The sequence below is a fragment of the Streptomyces collinus genome (assembly GCF_031348265.1).
GTDB lineage: Bacteria > Actinomycetota > Actinomycetes > Streptomycetales > Streptomycetaceae > Streptomyces > Streptomyces collinus.
The window spans coordinates 5,197,096-5,216,128 of sequence record NZ_CP133771.1; the positions used below are offsets into that span (position 1 = coordinate 5,197,096).

19 protein-coding genes and 2 pseudogenes are annotated in these 19,033 nt (G+C 70.2%); 16 read left to right on the forward strand and 5 right to left on the reverse strand.

Annotated features, from left to right (window positions below):
* Position 1 precedes the first annotated feature (1 nt).
* The gene (locus tag RFN52_RS23690) at positions 2-679 is read left to right on the forward strand and encodes an imidazolonepropionase-like domain-containing protein (protein ID WP_184848844.1); all 678 of its coding nucleotides are present in this window, start codon (positions 2-4) and stop codon (positions 677-679) included.
* 122 nt (positions 680-801) lie between these two features.
* On the opposite strand, the gene RFN52_RS23695 is transcribed toward RFN52_RS23690, so the two are convergent.
* Positions 802-1,833, reverse strand: a complete 1,032-nt coding sequence (locus RFN52_RS23695) for a chitinase (protein ID WP_184848846.1) — start codon at positions 1,831-1,833, stop codon at positions 802-804.
* 288 nt (positions 1,834-2,121) lie between these two features.
* On the opposite strand from RFN52_RS23695, the gene RFN52_RS23700 reads away from it, so the two are divergent.
* The 3 genes and pseudogenes from RFN52_RS23700 to RFN52_RS23710 all read left to right on the forward strand — a co-directional run bounded on the left by RFN52_RS23700 (position 2,122) and on the right by RFN52_RS23710 (position 3,478).
* The gene (locus RFN52_RS23700; RefSeq protein WP_311241038.1) at positions 2,122-2,427 is read left to right on the forward strand and encodes a hypothetical protein; all 306 of its coding nucleotides are present in this window, start codon (positions 2,122-2,124) and stop codon (positions 2,425-2,427) included.
* Between the two features lie 47 nt (positions 2,428-2,474).
* Positions 2,475-2,786: pseudogene (locus RFN52_RS23705) on the forward strand (acyltransferase family protein); the annotation flags it as partial.
* On the forward strand, positions 2,783-3,478 hold the full coding sequence (locus tag RFN52_RS23710; protein ID WP_184848848.1) for a demethylmenaquinone methyltransferase: 696 nt from the start codon (positions 2,783-2,785) through the stop codon (positions 3,476-3,478). The pseudogene RFN52_RS23705 and the gene RFN52_RS23710, both read left to right, overlap by 4 nt.
* A 39-nt stretch (positions 3,479-3,517) precedes the next feature.
* On the opposite strand, the gene RFN52_RS23715 is transcribed toward RFN52_RS23710, so the two are convergent.
* Together RFN52_RS23715 and RFN52_RS23720 are read right to left on the reverse strand one after the other, a co-directional pair.
* A complete protein-coding gene (locus RFN52_RS23715) occupies positions 3,518-3,829 on the reverse strand; it encodes a PASTA domain-containing protein (RefSeq protein ID WP_184848850.1) in 312 nt (103 codons plus the stop codon).
* Positions 3,830-3,939: 110 nt separating this feature from the next.
* Positions 3,940-4,464: a GNAT family N-acetyltransferase gene (locus RFN52_RS23720; protein ID WP_184848851.1), complete on the reverse strand. Its 525-nt coding sequence runs from the start codon at positions 4,462-4,464 to the stop codon at positions 3,940-3,942.
* Positions 4,465-4,563: 99 nt separating this feature from the next.
* Here RFN52_RS23720 and RFN52_RS23725 point away from each other — a divergent pair, with 99 nt between their 5' ends.
* Positions 4,564-5,856, forward strand: coding sequence for a geranylgeranyl reductase family protein (locus tag RFN52_RS23725; protein WP_184848853.1), 1,293 nt, complete (start codon positions 4,564-4,566; stop codon positions 5,854-5,856).
* A gap of 36 nt (positions 5,857-5,892) precedes the next feature.
* On the opposite strand, the pseudogene RFN52_RS23730 reads toward RFN52_RS23725, so the two are convergent.
* Positions 5,893-6,285, reverse strand: a pseudogene (locus RFN52_RS23730) (peptide deformylase); the annotation flags it as partial.
* A gap of 304 nt (positions 6,286-6,589) precedes the next feature.
* On the reverse strand, positions 6,590-7,429 hold the full coding sequence (locus tag RFN52_RS23735; RefSeq protein ID WP_184854004.1) for a C40 family peptidase: 840 nt from the start codon (positions 7,427-7,429) through the stop codon (positions 6,590-6,592).
* A 724-nt stretch (positions 7,430-8,153) separates the two neighbouring features.
* On the opposite strand from RFN52_RS23735, the gene RFN52_RS23740 reads away from it, so the two are divergent.
* From RFN52_RS23740 to nuoK, 11 genes are read left to right on the forward strand one after another with little or no spacing between them, the layout of a single operon-like run.
* Positions 8,154-8,513, forward strand: a complete 360-nt coding sequence (locus RFN52_RS23740) for an NADH-quinone oxidoreductase subunit A (RefSeq protein WP_003974383.1) — start codon at positions 8,154-8,156, stop codon at positions 8,511-8,513.
* 13 nt (positions 8,514-8,526) lie between these two features.
* Positions 8,527-9,081: a NuoB/complex I 20 kDa subunit family protein gene (locus RFN52_RS23745; protein ID WP_003998928.1), complete on the forward strand. Its 555-nt coding sequence runs from the start codon at positions 8,527-8,529 to the stop codon at positions 9,079-9,081.
* The gene (locus RFN52_RS23750) at positions 9,078-9,818 is read left to right on the forward strand and encodes an NADH-quinone oxidoreductase subunit C (protein WP_184848855.1); all 741 of its coding nucleotides are present in this window, start codon (positions 9,078-9,080) and stop codon (positions 9,816-9,818) included. The genes RFN52_RS23745 and RFN52_RS23750 overlap by 4 nt, the downstream gene beginning before the upstream one ends.
* Complete coding sequence (locus tag RFN52_RS23755; RefSeq protein WP_107455991.1) at positions 9,815-11,137, forward strand: NADH-quinone oxidoreductase subunit D; 1,323 nt, start codon at positions 9,815-9,817, stop codon at positions 11,135-11,137. The genes RFN52_RS23750 and RFN52_RS23755 overlap by 4 nt, the downstream gene beginning before the upstream one ends.
* Positions 11,134-11,994, forward strand: coding sequence for an NADH-quinone oxidoreductase subunit NuoE (gene nuoE / locus RFN52_RS23760; RefSeq protein ID WP_184848857.1), 861 nt, complete (start codon positions 11,134-11,136; stop codon positions 11,992-11,994). The genes RFN52_RS23755 and nuoE overlap by 4 nt, the downstream gene beginning before the upstream one ends.
* Entirely contained in the window at positions 11,994-13,340 is a 1,347-nt protein-coding gene (gene nuoF / locus RFN52_RS23765) for an NADH-quinone oxidoreductase subunit NuoF (RefSeq protein ID WP_374050175.1), read from the forward strand. The genes nuoE and nuoF overlap by 1 nt, the downstream gene beginning before the upstream one ends.
* The gene (locus tag RFN52_RS23770; protein ID WP_184848861.1) at positions 13,337-15,841 is read left to right on the forward strand and encodes an NADH-quinone oxidoreductase subunit G; all 2,505 of its coding nucleotides are present in this window, start codon (positions 13,337-13,339) and stop codon (positions 15,839-15,841) included. Before nuoF ends, RFN52_RS23770 begins: the two co-directional genes overlap by 4 nt.
* A gap of 20 nt (positions 15,842-15,861) precedes the next feature.
* Positions 15,862-17,238 (forward strand): NADH-quinone oxidoreductase subunit NuoH, encoded by a 1,377-nt coding sequence (nuoH, locus tag RFN52_RS23775; RefSeq protein ID WP_184854005.1) that lies wholly within the window; start codon positions 15,862-15,864, stop codon positions 17,236-17,238.
* The gene (gene nuoI, locus RFN52_RS23780; RefSeq protein WP_184848863.1) at positions 17,231-17,896 is read left to right on the forward strand and encodes an NADH-quinone oxidoreductase subunit NuoI; all 666 of its coding nucleotides are present in this window, start codon (positions 17,231-17,233) and stop codon (positions 17,894-17,896) included. Before nuoH ends, nuoI begins: the two co-directional genes overlap by 8 nt.
* Entirely contained in the window at positions 17,893-18,735 is an 843-nt protein-coding gene (locus RFN52_RS23785) for an NADH-quinone oxidoreductase subunit J (RefSeq protein ID WP_184848865.1), read from the forward strand. Before nuoI ends, RFN52_RS23785 begins: the two co-directional genes overlap by 4 nt.
* A complete protein-coding gene (gene nuoK / locus RFN52_RS23790; protein ID WP_142160720.1) occupies positions 18,732-19,031 on the forward strand; it encodes an NADH-quinone oxidoreductase subunit NuoK in 300 nt (99 codons plus the stop codon). Before RFN52_RS23785 ends, nuoK begins: the two co-directional genes overlap by 4 nt.
* Positions 19,032-19,033 lie beyond the last annotated feature (2 nt).

The following is a 19,033-nucleotide window of genomic DNA, read 5'->3' on the forward strand; positions in this document are numbered from 1 at the left end:
CGTGCTGACGATCCACGCCGCCCCGCTGGTCCTCCCGGCGGGCGCGGCACCCGGTATGGACGCACCCGTCGTGGACGGCGCCGTCGTGGTCGACGGCGACCGGATCACGGCCGTGGGGCCCTACGACGAGGTCGCCGAGGACGCGCCCGGCGCGCGGGTGCGGCGCTGGCCCGGCGTGCTCACCCCGGGGCTGCGCCAGTGGCACCCGCTGTGGCTGCTGCGCCACTGCTACCACCCCGACCCGCGCGAAGCCGACGAGCTGGGCGAACAGCCCCTGTGGGGCGAGCGGCTGACCGCCCTGGGCGAGCTCAGCGAGACCCGCTGGTCGGGCAGCGTGCGGCGCGGAGTGCAGCGGATGCTGAGGTACGGCACGACGGCGGTCGCCTCACCCGGCGCCCGTTTCCGCGATCCCCTGGTGGCCACGGCCGTCGCCCGCTCCGGACTGACCGTCGTGGGGACCACGGGGGCTCCCGGCACGCTGCTCGGCGAGCGGCCCGACCTCGACCCGTTCGCGGAGGGGTACGACCTCCCGGGCACGGTCCACGGCCCGCTGACCATAGGCGGCCGGGCCGACCTGGCCGTGTTCGACGTGCCCGACGAGGCGGCCCTGCGCGAGCGCGGCGCAGGGACCTGTGTGGCGACCGTGCTGGCCGGCCGGCTGGTGTACCGGGCCCGCTGACCCCGGGCGCTCGGGTCACCCGCGATCCCCGTGCCGAACACCCTCGCGTCAGCCGCGAGTCCCTTCCCGAACACACCCCCCCCCGCGTCAGCCCGCGAAGGCCTTCCCGAACACCCCCCGCGTCAGCCCGCGAGGGCCTTCCCGAACGCCCCCGACCCCTGCGTCACCCCGCTGCAATCCGTCGCCGCCTTGGCCGAGTCGGAGCCTTTCGCGCACTGCCGGTCCCGGGCCGTCGACCACATCGACACCCAGGCGATGCCCTTCTCCTCGGCGAACGCCCGGACCTCGGCGGCGTCGCCGAGCGTGAAGGTCTCGTTCTCGACGTCGTTGACGCCGATCATCGAGGTGAGCGCCATGCCCTGCCAGGCGGCCGCGTCCGAGGTGCCGAAGACCTTCTTCAGCTGGGTGTGCGCGGCCTGCGCCGCCGTGCGGGCGTAGCCGCCCATGTCACCGTCGTACGAGGAGCCGTAGTTCATCGTCATGAGGTTGACGGTGGAGACCTGTACGCCGTTGTCGTTGGCGGAGGCGAGGAGCGCCAGGCCGTCCTTGTCGAGACCCGAGGGCATCACCGGCAGGGTGAACGAGACCTCCAGACCGGCCCGTTCCTTCTGCAACTGCGCGATCGCCTTCGAACGCAGGGCGACGGAGGCGGAGTCGGAGAGTTCGTCCCCCTCGATGTCGAAGTCGGCGAGGGTGGTGCCGGCCGCGTCCAGGGCCTTGCCGTAGGCCGCCGCCAGTTCCGCGGCGCTGCCGCAGTTCGCCGCGAGTTCCTTGCCGGAGGCGCCGCCGAAGGAGACCCGGACCCGGCCGCCGTCCGCCGTGAGCTTCGCGATGCGCGAGGCGACCTTCGCGTCGCCGATGGCGTGGGTGCCGTTCCAGCGCGGGATGCAGTCGTCGCCGTCGGCTATGACGAACGCCAGGTTGTACGTCGTGGGGGAGCCGGCCGAGTCGGTGCCGGCGGCCTCGGTGGCGCTGAGGTACGGGGCGTACGAGGTGCCGGCCGCGGCCGTCGCTGTGGGAGACGTGGCGGACGCGGCGGGCGTGGGGGCCTCTGAGGCCGCAGGTGCCGCGTCGCCCTGCCCGGAGCATGCGGCGGTGGCGAGGGCGAACAGACAACCCAGCCCGGCCGCCGCCGGTTTCCGGTAACTCCTCATGACGTGCGCTCCCGTTCTCGTGAGGTCAGGGGTAGGACAGGAAGTACGTTTCCCGGCAGCAAACGTCTCACGAGGCCGGTTGCGTGCGGTGAGTTCCGCGGGCATTCCCGGGAATTCTCAGAGGAGGGACAGCTTCCGTCGTTCCTCATGGGTCTCTCACAAGAAAACCCGAGTTTAGGGCACATAAAGGCGCCCTACTGTCCGGGGAATGCATTCCGAGCCTGCCATCGAAACCGCGCCCCTCGCGGTCGCCGCCGCAAACGCGGCAACGGGTCCGCCGACGGTCCCGTGTTCGTTGACAACTCCGGACGCCGGGCCCGGCTGCTGCGCCGGATCGGCCTCCTCCTGGGGGCCGTCTGCCTCGGGTACGCGGCCGTCCTCGGCGCGGCCTTCATGGGCTGGGGGACGTCCCTGACGCCGTCGCAGTTGCTGCCGTTCGCGGGTGCGGGGCCCGGCGGCGGCCGGCCGGAGGGGGTTCCGGGCGGTCCCGGCGGTCCGGGAGTCCCGCCCAGCGGCGTCCCGTCGGCCCCGGCCGGGGAAGCCGTGAGCACCTCGTCGCCGGCTTCCGCGTCCGCCTCCGCCGGCGCCAACTGACCGGGGACGCGCCATGACCACGACCACCCCCACCCAGGCCCCGCTTCGGGACCGACTTCGCGCACCTGGTCCGGCTGCGGCGGCTGGACCGGCTCGTGACCGTCTTCAACGCGCGGGCGGTGACGATCTACCTCTGGCACGAGATCGCGCTGATCCTCGCCGTCCCGCTGATCGACCGCTTCTGGGACGTGCCCGCCTTCGAGGCGTACCTGCCCCTGGACAGCCAGTGGTTCCTGTTCGGCGTGGGCTGGGTGCTGATCGCGGTGTTCGTGCTGCTGTGCGGCTGGGTGGAGGACGTGGCGGCACGCAAGCGGCCGCGGCTCCTGCCCGGAGGGGGTGCTGCAAGAATGGGCCCGTGACCCGCGCATCCCTGGACAAGCAGCCGCACGAAGTCGCCTCGATGTTCGACGACGTGGCGGAACGGTACGACCTGACCAACGACGTGCTGTCCCTCGGCCAGGACCGGCGATGGCGCAAGGAGGTAGCCAAGGCCGTCGACGCGCGCCCGGCCCAGAAGATCCTCGACCTGGCGGCGGGCACGGGCACCTCCTCGCTGCCCTTCGCCCGCACCGGCGCCTACGTCGTCCCGTGCGACTTCTCCCAGGGGATGCTCCAGGTCGGCAAGCAGCGGCAGCCCTGGCTGCCCTACACCGCCGGCGACGCGACGCGGCTCCCCTTCAAGGACGACACCTTCGACGCCGTCACCATCTCCTTCGGGCTGCGCAACGTGCAGGACACCGACGCGGGCCTGCGCGAGATGCTCCGGGTGACCCGGCCCGGCGGGCGGATCGTGATCTGCGAGTTCTCGCACCCGACGTGGGCGCCGCTGCGCACCGTCTACACCGAGTACCTGATGCGCGCCCTGCCGCCGGTCGCCCGCGCCGTGTCCTCCAGCCCCGACGCCTACATCTACCTCGCCGAGTCCATCCGCGCCTGGCCCGACCAGCCCGCCCTGGCCGAGCGGCTGGGCAAGGCCGGCTGGTCGCGGGTGGCCTGGCGCAACCTGAGCGGCGGCATCGTCGCCCTGCACCGGGGCTTCAAGGCCGGGTGAGGCCGGGGTCCTTCGGCCTCGGGCCGGGACCTCTCGGCCCTAGGGCGAGCTGAGGACCATGTACGGGTCGCCCGGCTCGTCCAGCTCGCGCTGGAGCCCGCCCCGGGGCGGACGCGGGATCCGCGGTTCGTGCACGCCCCCGCCGCCCTCACCGGGGCCGAACTCGAACCACACGTAGACCATCGAGTCCCGCGGCACCTCGGCACCGGGCTGCGGATACTGGCGTACGACGTAGTCGACGACGGCGAGAGCGAGCTCGGGCCGGTCCGGCGCGCTGAGGAGGAGGCCCTGCGCCCGGGCCGTCTCGCGAGCGTCCACGGCCATCAGGCCGACCAGACGCGGTACGCGCACTTCGGGTGTCTTGTGGGATATGTGCACAGATGTCACCCCCAGCGGTACAGGAAGGGTAACTCCCGCCCCGCACCGACCGGAAGCGACAGATGTCTTTCTGTGACAGTCGACTACGCTGCGTCAGCGTTCCGGAGGTCGAGCCGGTAGCAGTGCCCCGCCCGCTGCGAGGCCGGAGTCGTGAACGTCTCCGCGAGGCGCATCCCCAGGCGCTGGGTCACCGCGATGGACCGGCTGTTGCGGGCGTCGACCATCGCGACGACACCCGGGACGCCACTGGCCCGCATCCGCTCCAGCGTCTGCCGCGCGGCCGCGGTGACGTAGCCCTTGCCCCAGTGCTCCCGGCCCAGCCGCCAGCCGATCTCGATCTCCCCGGCCGGGCCCCAGGCCCGCTCCCACGGCTGGGCCCCGGTGAAGCCGATGACCTGCCCCGACCCGTCGAGCACGGTCCACAGGCAGAAGCCCAGTTCGGCGTCGTGCCGGCGCTGGCGGGCGGTGAGCTCCTCGTAGACCGAGAGTTCGGCGGACCTGCCGCCCTGGTACTCCATGACGTCCGGGTCGTCGAAGATCCGGTGCCAGGCGAACGCGTCCTCGTGGGTGGGGACGCGAAGCCGCACAGCGGGGAGAACTCGATTCACGGAGCAGCCCTTCAGCCGGGTGATGAATGCTGCTGCATAGACTGCCCATGTCCAGTGCCGGTCGGCACGCAAGATTGACGAACTTGGGGAGATCCCGCCGTGACCGTCGTGACCGAGCCCCTCTCCGAGAACACCGCCGATGTGATCGTCGTGGGCGCGGGGCCGGCCGGCTCCACCACCGCCTACCACCTCGCCAAGGCCGGACTCGACGTCCTCCTGCTGGAGAAGACCGAGTTCCCCCGCGAGAAGGTCTGCGGCGACGGCCTCACCCCGCGTGCCGTCAAGCAGCTGGTGGCGATGGGCATCGACATCTCGGAAGAGGCCGGCTGGCTGCGCAACAAGGGCCTGCGCATCATCGGCGGCGGGGTGCGGCTCCAGCTCGACTGGCCGGATCTCGCCTCCTTCCCCGACTACGGCCTCGTCCGCAAGCGCGACGACTTCGACGAGCAGCTCGCCCGGAACGCCCAGAAAGCCGGTGCCCGGCTCTTCGAGCGGTGCAACGTGGGCGCGCCGATCCTGGACGAGCGCACGGGCCGCATCACCGGGGTGCACGCCAAGCTCGGTGAGGAGAAGCGCGAGGTCACCTTCCGCGCGCCGCTCGTCGTGGCCGCCGACGGCAACTCCACGCGGCTGTCCCTGGCGATGGGGCTGCACCGCCGCGAGGACCGCCCGATGGGCGTGGCCGTGCGCACGTACTTCACCAGCCCGCGCCACGAGGACGACTACCTGGAGTCCTGGCTGGAGCTGTGGGACCGCCGCGGCGCCGAGGACCGCCTGCTGCCCGGCTACGGCTGGATCTTCGGCATGGGCGACGGCACGTCGAACGTCGGCCTCGGCGTCCTCAACACCTCCGACTCCTTCAAGGAGCTGGACTGGCGCGAGGTGCTGAAGGCCTGGTGCGCGTCCATGCCGGAGGACTGGGGCTACACCCCCGACAACATGACCGGCCCGATCCGCGGCGCCGCCCTGCCCATGGCCTTCAACCGCCAGCCGCACTACACCAAGGGCCTGCTGCTCGTCGGTGACGCCGGCGGCCTGGTGAACCCCTTCAACGGCGAGGGCATCGCCTACGCCATGGAGTCCGGCCAGATCGCCGCCGACGTCATCGTCCAGGCCCACGCCCGGCCGAACCCCGCGAGCCGCGAACTGGCCCTCCAGCGCTACCCGCGCGTCCTGAAGGACACCTACGGCGGCTACTACACGCTCGGCCGCGCCTTCGTGAAGCTCATCGGCAACCCGAAGGTCATGCAGATCGCCGCCCAGCGCGGTCTCACGCACCCGATGCTGATGAAGTTCACCCTGAAGCTCCTCGCGAACCTCACCGACCCGACGGGCGGCGACGCGATGGACCGCATCATCAACGGACTGAGCAGGGTGGCCCCGAAGGCCTGAACGAACTGGCGCCCCGGCAGGCTGCCGGCGGTCCGATCAGGCGTTCAGCGCCGCGATGTCGGCGGACCGGCGGGCGTACACCGGCTCCCGCCGGTCCGCCGTCTGCCGCAGCGCGGCCTTCCGCTCGCGTGCGGAGAGCCGGCCCAGGTAGAGCCGTCCGTCGCAGTGATCGGCCTCGTGGGCGAGGCAGCGGGCGAAGTAGCCGGTGCCCTCGATCACGAGCGGCTCGCCGTCCCGGTCGACGCCGCGCACCACGGCCCGGTCCGGACGCGGCACGTCCATGGTGGCGCCCGGCACGGAGAGGCAGCCCTCCGCCTCGTCGAGGAGCCTCCTGCGCGAGGCGTCGAGCGGATCCAGCACCGGGTTGACGATGTGCCCGACGTGCCGCACCCCGTCGTCGGCCGGGCAGTCGTACACGAACACCCGCACTCGGCGGCACTGCAGAACACCCGGGCCGCTCCCAGGAGCAGTCCGGCCACCCGGGGCCGTCGGCGTCAACACCGCGCCAATCCGGGAAAATTCGGGCGCAGGGTAGGGGAGTGGCGGACGCGCAGGGGCGGGCCGCAGTGCCGGGTGGGCCCTGGAAGGGCTCTGAGGGATCCCTGGAGCGCCTCGGGGCAGGGCCGAGGGGATCGGGACCTGAGCGGCCCCGGACAGGCCGGGAGGGCCGTTGCCTCGTGGTGGCAGCGGCCCTCGAGCCCGTGTGAGCGGATGAGTCAGACGGCGCGTGACGTCAGAGGACGCGCACCGCGCCCGACGCCGGGTAGCCCGACAGGTCCTGGATGACGACGCCCTTGGACGGGTTCGCCGCGTCCAGGTACTGGCCGTTCCCGATGTAGACACCCACGTGGTACGCGGAGCCCTTGCCGCCCCAGTACAGGATGTCGCCGACCTGGACGCTGGACAGCGGGACGTCCGTGCCGGCCATCGACTGGTCCTGCGAGACGCGCGGCAGATCCACACCGACCTGCTTGTACGCGGCCTGCACGAGGGAGGAGCAGTCCCAGGCGTTGGGACCGGTGGCGCCCATGACGTAGGCGTCGCCCACCTGGGCCTTGAGGAACGCGATGACCGTCGCGACGCTGCCGCTGGAGGGCGCCGACACCGACGTGGAGGCGGACGCGGAGGCGGAGGCGGACAGGGTGGCCCGCTCGGTGCTGCGGTTGGCGCGCTCGGCGGCGGCCTTGCGGGCGGCCTCGGCGGCCTTCTTCTTGGCCTCCGCCTTCTTCTTCGCCTCGGCGAGGTCCTTCTTGGCCTCCGTCGCGGCCTTGGCGGCGGCGGCGTCACGCTCGGCGCGCAGTTCGTAGTTCGCGGCGGCCTGCTGGGTGGCGGCCGCGGACTGGGCGACCTGAGCGGACAGGTCGGCCGTCAGGGTGGGCAGTTCGATGGTCTGCGTCACCGGCTCGGCGGCGCTCGCCGAGGCCGACGCACCAGCCGCTGCCATGCTGAGAACGCCACCGGCAACGCCGGCGCGCAGGGCGATCGATGAGGTCGCGCTGCGGCGGGGTTTCCGGTGGCTGCGTATGTGAGCGGTGTGGGACATGGGAATAACCGGTACCAGGGGCTCCTTCATATCTTCAAGAAACGTGTGCTGCGCCACAGTTACTCAATCGGGCCCTCAAAACCCCCGAACGAGACCCTTTATTGACGCCGTAACGGACATTGCGGGCGCACCGTGACCGGGCTGTGATCACGGCGTTTGATCAATACGCCCGAATTGCCCCGCGCCTACCATCGGTTGGGTTGATTGGCCAAGCCCCGTTCTCATGGATCTCTCACCCATGTGACGGGGATCACGGAACGGTTGGTCCGGAGGTCGCGTCCCGGTGCGTAGATCACGGCCGGGTCACGGGCTCGCGAAGATCGTGAACGCGTGCACGCGTCCACACCTCGCCCCCCATGCCCTCTGATGTGTGAACGGGCCTCTATCAAGAGATCAAGTCCATCGCCAATTTGCATGCAAGAGAACCCTCTTGATATTGAGACGACCCCTCCGGCCTGCACTGACGAGCCAAAATGTCACCTCTCGTGATCACACGGACGCTTCGCGTGTGAAGATCACCGCTCATCCGACTTCATGATCGATCGTCAGGTGGTGGAGATCACAAAGGTTGAGTAATACCCCGTGTCGCAGATCACAGAGCGTCGGGCATAAGATGCACGCGGTTGGGCTTGTGACCTGCTTCACATGTTCCCGATCTTCGCCGGGGCGGGCGGGGTTCGAGGGACCGGTGGGGCGGATGTGAGCCCGATGCAATCCGCCAGCAGTCAGTGCCGACTGAGAGGAGCGAGGAGCGGTGAACGCTTATGCGCCCATCCTCGTACTGGGAGCCCTCGGGGCAGGCTTTGCGATCTTCTCCGTGGTCATGGCCACGTTGATCGGGCCCAAGCGGTACAACCGGGCCAAGCTCGAGGCCTACGAGTGCGGCATCGAGCCGACCCCCACGCCGGCCGGCGGCGGGCGCTTCCCGATCAAGTACTACCTGACGGCGATGCTCTTCATCATTTTCGATATCGAGATCGTCTTCCTCTACCCCTGGGCCGTCACCTTCGACGCCCTGGGGATCTTCGGGCTCGTGGAGATGCTGCTCTTCGTGCTCACCGTCTTCGTCGCGTACGCGTACGTATGGCGGCGCGGCGGCCTGGAATGGGACTGAGGGGCCACACGTCATGGGACTCGAAGAAAAGCTGCCGAGCGGCTTCCTGCTGACCACCGTCGAGCAGGCCGCGGGCTGGGTGCGCAAGGCGTCGGTCTTCCCCGCCACGTTCGGCCTCGCCTGTTGTGCCATCGAGATGATGACCACCGGAGCCGGCCGCTACGACCTGGCGCGCTTCGGCATGGAGGTCTTCCGCGGCTCACCGCGCCAGGCGGACCTGATGATCGTCGCCGGCCGGGTGAGCCAGAAGATGGCGCCGGTGCTCCGGCAGGTCTACGACCAGATGCCGAACCCCAAGTGGGTGATCTCCATGGGGGTCTGCGCCTCCTCGGGCGGCATGTTCAACAACTACGCCATCGTCCAGGGCGTCGACCACATCGTGCCGGTCGACATCTATCTCCCCGGCTGCCCGCCCCGGCCGGAGATGCTGATGGACGCGATCCTCAAGCTCCACCAGAAGATCCAGACCTCCAAGCTCGGCGTGAACGCCGAGGAGGCGGCCCGGGAGGCGGAGGAGGCGGCGCTCAAGGCCCTGCCCACGATCGAGATGAAGGGGCTGCTGCGATGAGCGACGCGAACGGCAACGGTGTCAATCCCGAGAAGGACCTCTCCGCGGAGAACCTCCCCGGCCAGCGCGGCCAGGGCGGCGAGGAGATCCGCGTCCAGCGCGGCATGTTCGGTGCGAACAACGGCGGCGACACCTCCGGCTACGGCGGCCTGGTCCGCTCGGTCCGGCTCCCGGGACCGGCGGCCCGTCCCTACGGCGGCTGGTTCGACGAGGTCGCCGACGAACTCGAAGGCGCGCTGGAGGAGCAGGGCCTGCTCCCGGACAACGCCATCGAGAAGACGGTCGTCGACCGCGACGAGCTGGCCTTCCACATCGAGCGCGAGCACCTCGTCCTCGTCGCCCGCACCCTGCGCGACGACCCGGCCCTGCGCTTCGAACTGTGCACCGGCGTCAGCGGCGTGCACTACCCGAACGACAAGGGCCGCGAGCTGCACGCCGTCTACCACCTGCGCTCGATCACCCACAACCGGGTGATCCGCCTGGAGGTCAGCGCCCCCGACAGCGACCCGCACATCCCGTCGCTGGTCGCGGTCTATCCGACGAACGACTGGCACGAGCGCGAGACGTACGACTTCTTCGGAATCGTCTTCGACGGCCACCCGGCCCTGACGCGGATCATGATGCCGGACGACTGGCAGGGCTTCCCGCAGCGCAAGGACTACCCCCTCGGCGGCATCCCCGTCGAGTACAAGGGCGCCCAGATCCCGGCTCCGGACCAGCGGAGGTCGTACTCATGAGCACATCGCACGCGTCTCCCCGGGAGACCACCGAAGGCACCGTGTACACGGTCACGGGCGGCGACTGGGACGAGGTCGTCGAGTCGGCGGCCCGCGCCGACGACGAGCGCATCGTCGTCAACATGGGCCCGCAGCACCCGTCCACCCACGGCGTGCTCCGCCTGATCCTGGAGATCGAGGGCGAGACCGTCACCGAAGCCCGCTGCGGAATCGGTTATCTGCACACCGGCATCGAGAAGAACCTCGAATACCGGACGTGGACGCAGGGCACCACGTTCGTGACGCGCATGGACTACCTCACGCCGTTCTTCAACGAGACGGCGTACTGCCTCGGCGTCGAGAAGCTCCTCGGCATCGAGGACCAGATCCCGGACCGCGCCTCGATCATCCGCGTGCTCCTGATGGAGCTGAACCGCCTCTCCTCGCACCTGGTGTGCATCGCCACCGGCGGCATGGAGCTGGGCGCGACCACGATCATGATCTACGGATTCCGTGATCGTGAACTCATTCTCGATATCTACGAGCTGATCACCGGCCTGCGGATGAACCACGCGTACATCCGCCCCGGCGGACTCGCCCAGGACCTACCGCCCGGCGCGGTGGACCAGATCCGCGAGTTCGTGAAGAAGATGAAGAAGAACCTCCCGGAGTACGACAAGCTCGCCACCGGGAACCCCATCTTCAAGGCGCGCATGCAGGACGTCGGCTACCTCGACCTGGCCGGCTGCATGGCCCTCGGCGCGACGGGCCCGATCCTGCGCTCCACCGGCCTGCCGCACGACCTGCGCAAGGCACAGCCCTACTGCGGCTACGAGACCTACGACTTCGAGATCCCGACCGCCGACACCTGCGACTCCTACGGCCGCTTCCTCATCCGGCTGGAGGAGATGCGCCAGTCCCTGAGGATCGTCGAGCAGTGCCTGGACCGGCTCCAGCCCGGCCCGGTCATGGTCGCCGACAAGAAGATCGCCTGGCCGGCCCAGCTCGCCCTGGGCCCCGACGGGCTCGGCAACTCCCTCGACCACATCAAGAAGATCATGGGCACCTCCATGGAGGCCCTGATCCACCACTTCAAGCTGGTCACCGAGGGCTTCCGCGTCCCGCCGGGACAGGCGTACGCGGCGGTCGAGTCGCCCAAGGGCGAACTCGGGGTGCACGTCGTCTCCGACGGCGGCACCCGCCCCTACCGGGTCCACTTCCGGGACCCGTCCTTCACCAACCTTCAGGCCATGGCGGCGATGTGCGAGGGCGGCCAGGTCGCCGACGTCATCGTCGCCGTCGCGTCCATCGACCCCGTGATGGGAGGCGTCGACCGGTGACCACATCGTCTTCCGAGCGGGGCGTCAGCCTGGGCATGCCCCAACTGCCCGCACCCGCCTACCCGGACGACGTCCGGGCCCGTCTGGAGACGGACGCGCGCGAGGTCATCGCCCGCTACCCCGACTCCCGGTCCGCCCTGCTGCCGCTGCTGCACCTCGTGCAGGCGGAGGAGGGGCACGTCACCCGCACCGGCATGCAGTTCTGCGCGGACGTGCTCGGCCTGACCACGGCCGAGGTCACCGCCGTCGCCACCTTCTACACCATGTACCGCCGCCGCCCGAGCGGTGACTACCAGGTGGGGGTGTGCACCAACACCCTGTGCGCCGTCATGGGCGGGGACGCGATCTTCGAGGAGCTCCAGGAGCACCTCGGCGTCGGCAACGGCGAGACCACCGGCGACGGCAAGGTCACCCTGGAGCACATCGAGTGCAACGCGGCCTGCGACTTCGCGCCGGTCGTGATGGTCAACTGGGAGTTCTTCGACAACCAGACCCCGGCCAGCGCCAAGAGCCTCGTCGACGACCTGCGCGCGGGACGGCCGGTCACGCCCACCCGCGGCGCGCGCATGTGCACCTTCAAGGAGACCGCCCGGGTCCTGGCCGGCTTCCCCGACGAGCGGGAGGGGGCCGTGGAGTCCGGGGGGAGCGCGGGACCCGCCTCCCTGATCGGCCTGAAGCTCGCCAAGGGGGAGAGCGCTCCCGCGCGCGTGGTGCATCCACGCGGTGAGGCCGTCCGGACCGAGGCACCCCACGACCCGTCACCGACGGAGCACCTGAGCTCGCACGACGCGCCGCAGGACACATCGGCCTCCGACCCGGCCCACCCGGCCGGGCCCACCGCCGAGGAGGGGGAGTGATGACCTTGGCACCCGAGCTGAAAGACACGAGCCCCGAGAAGCTGCTCGCACCGGTGCTGTCGGCCTTCTGGGACGAGGACAAGTCCTGGACGCTGGACGTGTACCGGCGGCACGAGGGGTACGAAGGGCTGCGCAAGGCGCTCGCCATGTCGCCGGACGACCTGATCGCGTACGTCAAGGACTCCGGTCTGCGCGGACGCGGCGGCGCGGGATTCCCCACCGGGATGAAGTGGCAGTTCATTCCCCAGGGGGACGGAAAGCCGCACTATCTTGTTGTCAACGCCGACGAGTCGGAGCCCGGGACGTGCAAGGACATCCCGCTCCTCTTCGCGAACCCGCACAGCCTCATCGAGGGCATGATCATCGCGTGTTACGCCATCAGGTCGTCGCACGCCTTCATCTATCTGCGTGGTGAAGTGGTCCCCGTGCTGCGGCGGTTGCACTCCGCCGTACGCGAGGCGTACGAGGCCGGCTTCCTCGGCGAGAACATCCTGGACAGCGGACTCGACCTCGACATCACCGTGCACGCGGGCGCGGGCGCGTACATCTGCGGTGAGGAGACCGCACTGCTCGACTCGCTCGAAGGCCGCCGGGGCCAGCCGCGGCTTCGTCCCCCCTTCCCTGCCGTCGCGGGCCTCTATGCGTGCCCGACTGTGGTGAACAACGTCGAATCGATCGCGTCGGTTCCCGCGATCCTGCAGCGGGGCAAGGAATGGTTCCGGTCGATGGGGAGCGAGAAGTCGCCCGGCTTCACGCTCTACTCCCTCTCCGGCCATGTCGCCGGCCCCGGCCAGTACGAGGCGCCGCTCGGGATCACGCTCCGCCAGCTCCTCGACATGAGCGGCGGCATGCGCCCCGGGCACCGCCTCAAGTTCTGGACGCCGGGCGGCTCCTCGACCCCGATGTTCACCGACGAGCACCTCGACGTCCCCCTTGACTACGAAGGAGTGGGCGCCGCGGGTTCCATGCTCGGCACCAAAGCCCTCCAGTGCTTCGACGAGACGACCTGCGTGGTCCGTGCCGTCACCCGCTGGACGGAGTTCTACGCCCACGAGTCCTGCGGCAAGTGCACGCCCTGCCGCGAAGGGACCTACTGGCTCGTGCAGTTGCTGCGCGACATCGAGGCCGGCAAGGGACAGATGTCCGACCTCGACAAGCTGAACGACATCGCCGACAACATCAACGGCAAGTCCTTCTGCGCCCTCGGCGACGGCGCCGCCTCGCCGATCTTCTCCTCGCTCAAGTACTTCCGCGAGGAGTACGAGCAGCACATCTCGGGCCGGGGCTGTCCCTTCGACCCGGCCAAGTCGACGGCCTGGGCCGACCGCACGGAGGTGACCGCATGACCGTGACCACCAGCTCTCCCTCAGGCGGGGGAGAGGCGGCGGTCCCGCCGGAGGACCTCGTGTCGCTGACGATCGACGGCGCGGAGATCAGCGTGCCCAAGGGCACCCTGGTCATCCGGGCCGCCGAGCAGCTCGGCATCGAGATCCCCCGGTTCTGCGACCACCCCCTGCTCGACCCGGCCGGCGCCTGCCGCCAGTGCATCGTCGAGGTCGAGGGCCAGCGCAAGCCGATGGCGTCCTGCACCATCACCTGCACCGACGGGATGGTGGTGAAGACCCACCTCACCTCCCCGGTCGCGGAGAAGGCCCAGAAGGGTGTGATGGAGCTCCTGCTCATCAACCACCCGCTGGACTGCCCGGTCTGCGACAAGGGCGGCGAGTGCCCGCTGCAGAACCAGGCCATGTCGCACGGCGACGCCGACTCCCGTTTCGACGGCCGCAAGCGGACCTACGAGAAGCCCGTCCCGATCTCCACGCAGGTGCTGCTCGACCGCGAGCGGTGCGTGCTGTGCGCCCGCTGCACCCGGTTCTCCAACCAGGTCGCGGGCGACCCGATGATCGAGCTGATCGAGCGCGGCGCGCTCCAGCAGGTCGGCACCGGCGAGGGCGACCCCTTCGAGTCGTACTTCTCCGGCAACACCATCCAGATCTGCCCGGTCGGCGCGCTGACCTCGGCGGCGTACCGATTCCGCTCCCGCCCCTTCGACCTGGTCTCCTCCCCGTCGGTGTGCGAGCACTGCTCCGGCGGCTGCGCCACGCGCACCGACCACCGGCGCGGCAAGGTCATGCGGCGGCTCGCGGCGAACGACCCCGAGGTCAACGAGGAGTGGATCTGCGACAAGGGGCGGTTCGGGTTCCGGTACGCGCAGCAGCGCGACCGGCTCGACACGCCGCTGGTGCGCAACGCCGAGGGCGAGCTGGAACCGGCCTCCTGGCCGGAGGCGCTGCAGATCGCGGCCCAGGGGCTGCTGGCCTCCCGGGGCCGCACCGGTGTCCTGACCGGCGGCCGCCTCACCGTCGAGGACGCCTACGCGTACAGCAAGTTCGCGCGCGTGGCCCTCGACACCAACGACATCGACTTCCGCGCGCGGGTGCACAGCAGCGAGGAGGCCGACTTCCTCGCCGCCCAGATCGCCGGGCGCGGCCGGGACCTCGACGGCACGGGCGTCACGTACACCGCGCTGGAGAAGGCACCGGCCGTCCTGCTGGTCGGCTTCGAGGCGGAGGAGGAGGCGCCCGGCGTCTTCCTGCGGCTGCGCAAGGCCTGGCGTCAGCACGGGCAGAAGACCTTCTCCCTCGCCACGCACGCCACCCGCGGTCTGGAGAAGGCCGGCGGCACGCTGCTGCCGGCCGCCCCCGGCACCGAGACCGAGTGGCTGGACGCGCTCGCGAGCGGCGCCGGCCTGGAGGACGACGGTGCGCTCGCCGCCGAGGCGCTGCGCGCCGAGGGCGCGGTGATCGTCGTCGGCGAGCGGCTGGCCGCCGTGGCCGGCGGGCTCACCGCCGCAGCACGCACGGCCTCCGCGACCGGTGCCCGGCTGGTGTGGATCCCGCGCCGGGCCGGGGAACGCGGTGCGATCGAGGCGGGCGCGCTGCCGTCGCTGCTGCCGGGCGGGCGTCCGGCCACCGACCCGCGCGCGCGTGACGAGGTCGCCGCCGTCTGGGGCGTCGCCGGTCTCCCGCACCGCTACGGCCGTGACACCGGCCAGATCGTGGAGGCCGCGGCGACCGGAGAGCTCCAGGCCCTGCTGGTGGCGGGCGTGGAGATCGCCGATCTGCCCGACCCGGCACGCGCGCGTGCGGCGCTGGACGAGGTGGGCTTCCTGGTCTCGCTGGAGCTGCGGCCGAGCGAGATCAGCCGCAAGGCCGATGTCGTCCTGCCCGTGGCCGCGGTCGCCGAGAAGGCCGGCACCTTCCTCAACTGGGAAGGCCGCATCCGCTTCTTCGAGGCCGCGCTCAAGCCGGACCAGATGACCCGCCGCTCCGCGCCCACCGACGCGCGCGTGCTGCAGATGCTGGCCGACGCCATGGACGTCCACCTCGGACTGCCGGATCTGCGCACCGTGCGCGGCGAGATCGACCGGCTCGGCGCCTGGGACGGCCCGCGGGCCGGTGAACCCCTGGAGACCGCGGCCGCCCTGCCGCGCCCGGCCGCCGGGGAAGCCGTCCTCGCGGGGCACCGGCTGCTGCTCGACCAGGGCGTCCTCCAGCAGGGCGACGAGGCGCTCGCCGGGACCCGGCACGCCGCACGCGCGCGCGTGTCGGCCCCGACGGCCGCCGAGGCGGGCGTCAAGGACGGCGACCTGCTCGCGGTGACCGGCCCCCAGGGGGTCGTGGAACTTCCGCTCCACATCAGTGACATGCCCGACCGGGTGGTGTGGCTGCCGCTCAACTCCACCGGCGGCGGCGTCGCCTCCGACACCGGGGCGCGGCCCGGCTCCCTCGTCCGCATCGGACCGGCGACGCTCGCCGCCGAGGCCACCAAGGAGGTGGAGGCATGAGCCCCCAAGGAGGCGGCGGCATGAGCCCGTTCCTCGCCGCTGAAGACCTCTCGATGTTCGGCACCGACCCCTGGTGGCTGGTCGTCATCAAGGCGGTCTTCTGCTTCGCCTTCCTGATGGTGACCGTGCTGGTCTCCATCGTCATGGAGCGCAAGGTCGTGGCCTGGATGCAGCTGCGCATCGGCCCCAACCGGCACGGTCCCTGGGGCATGCTCCAGTCGCTCGCCGACGGCATCAAGCTGATGCTGAAGGAGGACGTGATCGTCAAGCGCGCGGACAAGGTGGTGTACGTCCTCGCGCCGGTGATCGCGGCGATCCCGGCCTTCATGGCGATCGCGGTGATCCCCTTCGGCCCGGCCGGCAACGAGATCTCGATCTTCGGCCAGCGCACCACGATGCAGCTCACCGACCTGCCGATCGCGATGCTCTACATCCTCGCGGTCGCCTCGGTCGGCATCTACGGCATCGTCCTGGCGGGCTGGAGCTCCGGCTCGACCTACCCGCTGCTGGGCGGTCTGCGCTCCTGCGCGCAGATGATCTCCTACGAGATCGCGATGGGCGCCGCCTTCGCCTCCGTCTTCCTCTACTCGGGGTCGATGTCGACCTCGACGATCGTCGAACAGCAGGCCGACCGCTGGTACATCGTGCTGCTGCCGGTCTCCTTCATCATCTACATCGTCACGATGGTCGGCGAGACCAACCGCGCCCCCTTCGACATGCCGGAGTCCGAGGGCGACCTGGTCGGCGGCTTCAACACCGAGTACTCGTCGATCAAGTTCGCGATGTTCATGCTCGCCGAGTACGTCAACATGGTGACCGTCTCGGCCGTCGCCACCACGCTGTTCCTCGGCGGCTGGCGGGCCCCCTGGCCCGTCAGCACCTTCTGGGAGGGCGCCAACCACGGCTGGTGGCCGCTGCTGTGGTTCACGGTCAAGGTCCAGCTGCTGCTGTTCATGTTCATCTGGATCCGCGGCACCCTCCCGCGCGTCCGCTACGACCAGCTGATGAAGCTCGGCTGGAAGGTCCTCATCCCGGTCTCGCTGGTGTGGCTGATGCTCGTCGCGAGCGTGCGGGCCTTCCGGAACGAGGGCTACGACTTCGCCGACATCGCCCTGTACGTGGGCGGCGGCGTCCTCGCCCTGCTGCTGCTCTCCTTCGTCGCCGACATGTTCCGCGAGAAGGCCAAGAAGGCCGAAGAGCCGGCCGAGACCCCGGCCGCCTTCGACCCGATGGCGGGCGGATTCCCCGTACCGCCGCTGCCCGGACAGGAACTACCGCCGGTCCCGCGCCGCCGCTCGCGCCGTGAGCGGGAGCTGATTGTCAGTGGTGGGACCGATACTCAGAGTGACGGATCTCTGGGCGGAACTACGGATGGAAAGGAGGCGTCCGATGGCTGAGGAACTCGAGCGTTCGAAGGCTGAGGAACCCAAGGACACCAAGCCCGGTTTCCAGAACCCCGTGGCCGGCTTCGGCGTGACCTTCAAGGCCATGTTCAAGAAGCGGCTGACCGAGCAGTACCCGGAGCAGCAGAAGACCACGGCTCCGCGCTTCCATGGACGGCACCAGCTCAACCGCCATCCGGACGGCCTGGAGAAGTGCGTCGGCTGTGAACTGTGCGCCTGGGCCTGCCCCGCCGACGCGATCTACGTGGAGGGCGCGGACAACACCGACGAGGAGCGCTACTCGCCGGGCGAGCGGTACGGCCGCGTCTACCAGATCAACTACGCCCGCTGCATCCTGTGCGGCCTGTGCATCGAGGCCTGCCCCACGCGAGCGCTCACGATGACCAACGAGTTCGAGCTGGCCGACTCCAGCCGGGCCAACCTCATCTACACCAAGGAGCAGCTGCTCGCCGGTCTGGAGGAGGGCATGGTCGACTCGCCCCACGCCATCTACCCCGGCACGGACGAACAGGACTACTACCGGGGCCTGGTGACGGAAGCGGCGCCCGGCACCGAGCAGCAGGTCGCCCACTCCAAGGGCGAGGTCGTGCAGGAGGCCGACTCGACCTTCGGCGGGACGGAACCGGCGTCGGGGAAGGTGACCGGCCGATGACCACCCAGCTCGCCGCCTACTCCACCTCCACCGCGGAGGCGGTCCAGTTCTGGATCCTCGGCACCGTCGCGGTCATCGGCGCCCTGTGCACCATCCTCATGAAGCGGGCCGTGCACAGCGCGCTCTGCCTCGCCGGGACCATGATCATCCTGGCGGTGTTCTACCTCGCCAACGGCGCCTACTTCCTGGGCGTCGTCCAGATCATCGTCTACACCGGCGCGATCATGATGCTGTTCCTGTTCGTGGTGATGCTCGTCGGCGTCACCGCGGCGGACTCCCTGAAGGAGACCATCAAGGGCCAGCGCTGGCTGGCCGCGCTGTGCGGGCTCGGCTTCGGCGTCCTGCTGGTCGCCGGGATCGGCAACGCGTCCCTGACGGAGTTCAACGGCATCGGCCAGGCGAACGCCGGGGGCAACGTGGAGGGCCTCGCCGCCCTCCTCTTCACCAAGTACGTCTTCGCGTTCGAGATCACCGGCGCCCTGCTCATCACGGCCGCCGTCGGCGCCATGGTGCTCACCCACCGCGAGCGCACCGAGCGGGCCAAGACGCAGCGGGAGCTCGCCGAGGAGCGCGTGCGCGAGGGCAAGCAGTTGCCGCCGCTGCCGGCGCCCGGTGTCTACGCCCGGCACAACGCGGTCGACATCGCGGGCCTGCTGCCCGACGGCACCCCGTCCGACCTCACCGTCAGCAAGACCCTGCGCGAGCGCGGCCAGATCCGCGACGTGTCGCAGGAGGCGCTCAACGACCTCAAGGCCCTGGAGCAGCGGTCCGAGGAGCGTCTGGAGCGCAGGGCGGTCGGGCCGGCGAAGTTCCAGCGGTCCGAGGAGGCGTCGAAGTGAACCCGGTCAACTACCTGTACCTCGCGGCCCTGTTGTTCACGATCGGCGCCACCGGCGTGCTGATCAGGCGCAACGCGATCATCGTGTTCATGTGCATCGAGCTGATGCTCAACGCCTGCAACCTCGCGTTCGTCGCCTTCTCCCGGATGCACGGCAACCTCGACGGCCAGATCATCGCCTTCTTCACGATGGTCGTCGCCGCCGCCGAGGTCGTGGTCGGACTCGCGATCATCGTGTCCCTGTTCCGTGCCCGCCACTCGGCCTCGGTCGACGACGCCAGCCTGATGAAGCTGTAAGG

Bases quoted from the DNA above. Each gene is read 5' to 3' on its own strand.
- RFN52_RS23695 (WP_184848846.1), bottom strand. From the start codon at position 1,833: ATGAGGAGTTACCGGAAACCGGCGGCGGCCGGGCTGGGTTGTCTGTTC.
- RFN52_RS23735 (WP_184854004.1), bottom strand. From the start codon at position 7,429: ATGAAGGAGCCCCTGGTACCGGTTATTCCCATGTCCCACACCGCTCAC.
- RFN52_RS23745 (WP_003998928.1), top strand. From the start codon at position 8,527: ATGGGACTCGAAGAAAAGCTGCCGAGCGGCTTCCTGCTGACCACCGTC.
- RFN52_RS23750 (WP_184848855.1), top strand. From the start codon at position 9,078: ATGAGCGACGCGAACGGCAACGGTGTCAATCCCGAGAAGGACCTCTCC.
- RFN52_RS23755 (WP_107455991.1), top strand. From the start codon at position 9,815: ATGAGCACATCGCACGCGTCTCCCCGGGAGACCACCGAAGGCACCGTG.
- nuoF (WP_374050175.1), top strand. From the start codon at position 11,994: ATGACCTTGGCACCCGAGCTGAAAGACACGAGCCCCGAGAAGCTGCTC.
- RFN52_RS23770 (WP_184848861.1), top strand. From the start codon at position 13,337: ATGACCGTGACCACCAGCTCTCCCTCAGGCGGGGGAGAGGCGGCGGTC.
- nuoH (WP_184854005.1), top strand. From the start codon at position 15,862: ATGAGCCCGTTCCTCGCCGCTGAAGACCTCTCGATGTTCGGCACCGAC.
- nuoI (WP_184848863.1), top strand. From the start codon at position 17,231: ATGGCTGAGGAACTCGAGCGTTCGAAGGCTGAGGAACCCAAGGACACC.
- RFN52_RS23785 (WP_184848865.1), top strand. From the start codon at position 17,893: ATGACCACCCAGCTCGCCGCCTACTCCACCTCCACCGCGGAGGCGGTC.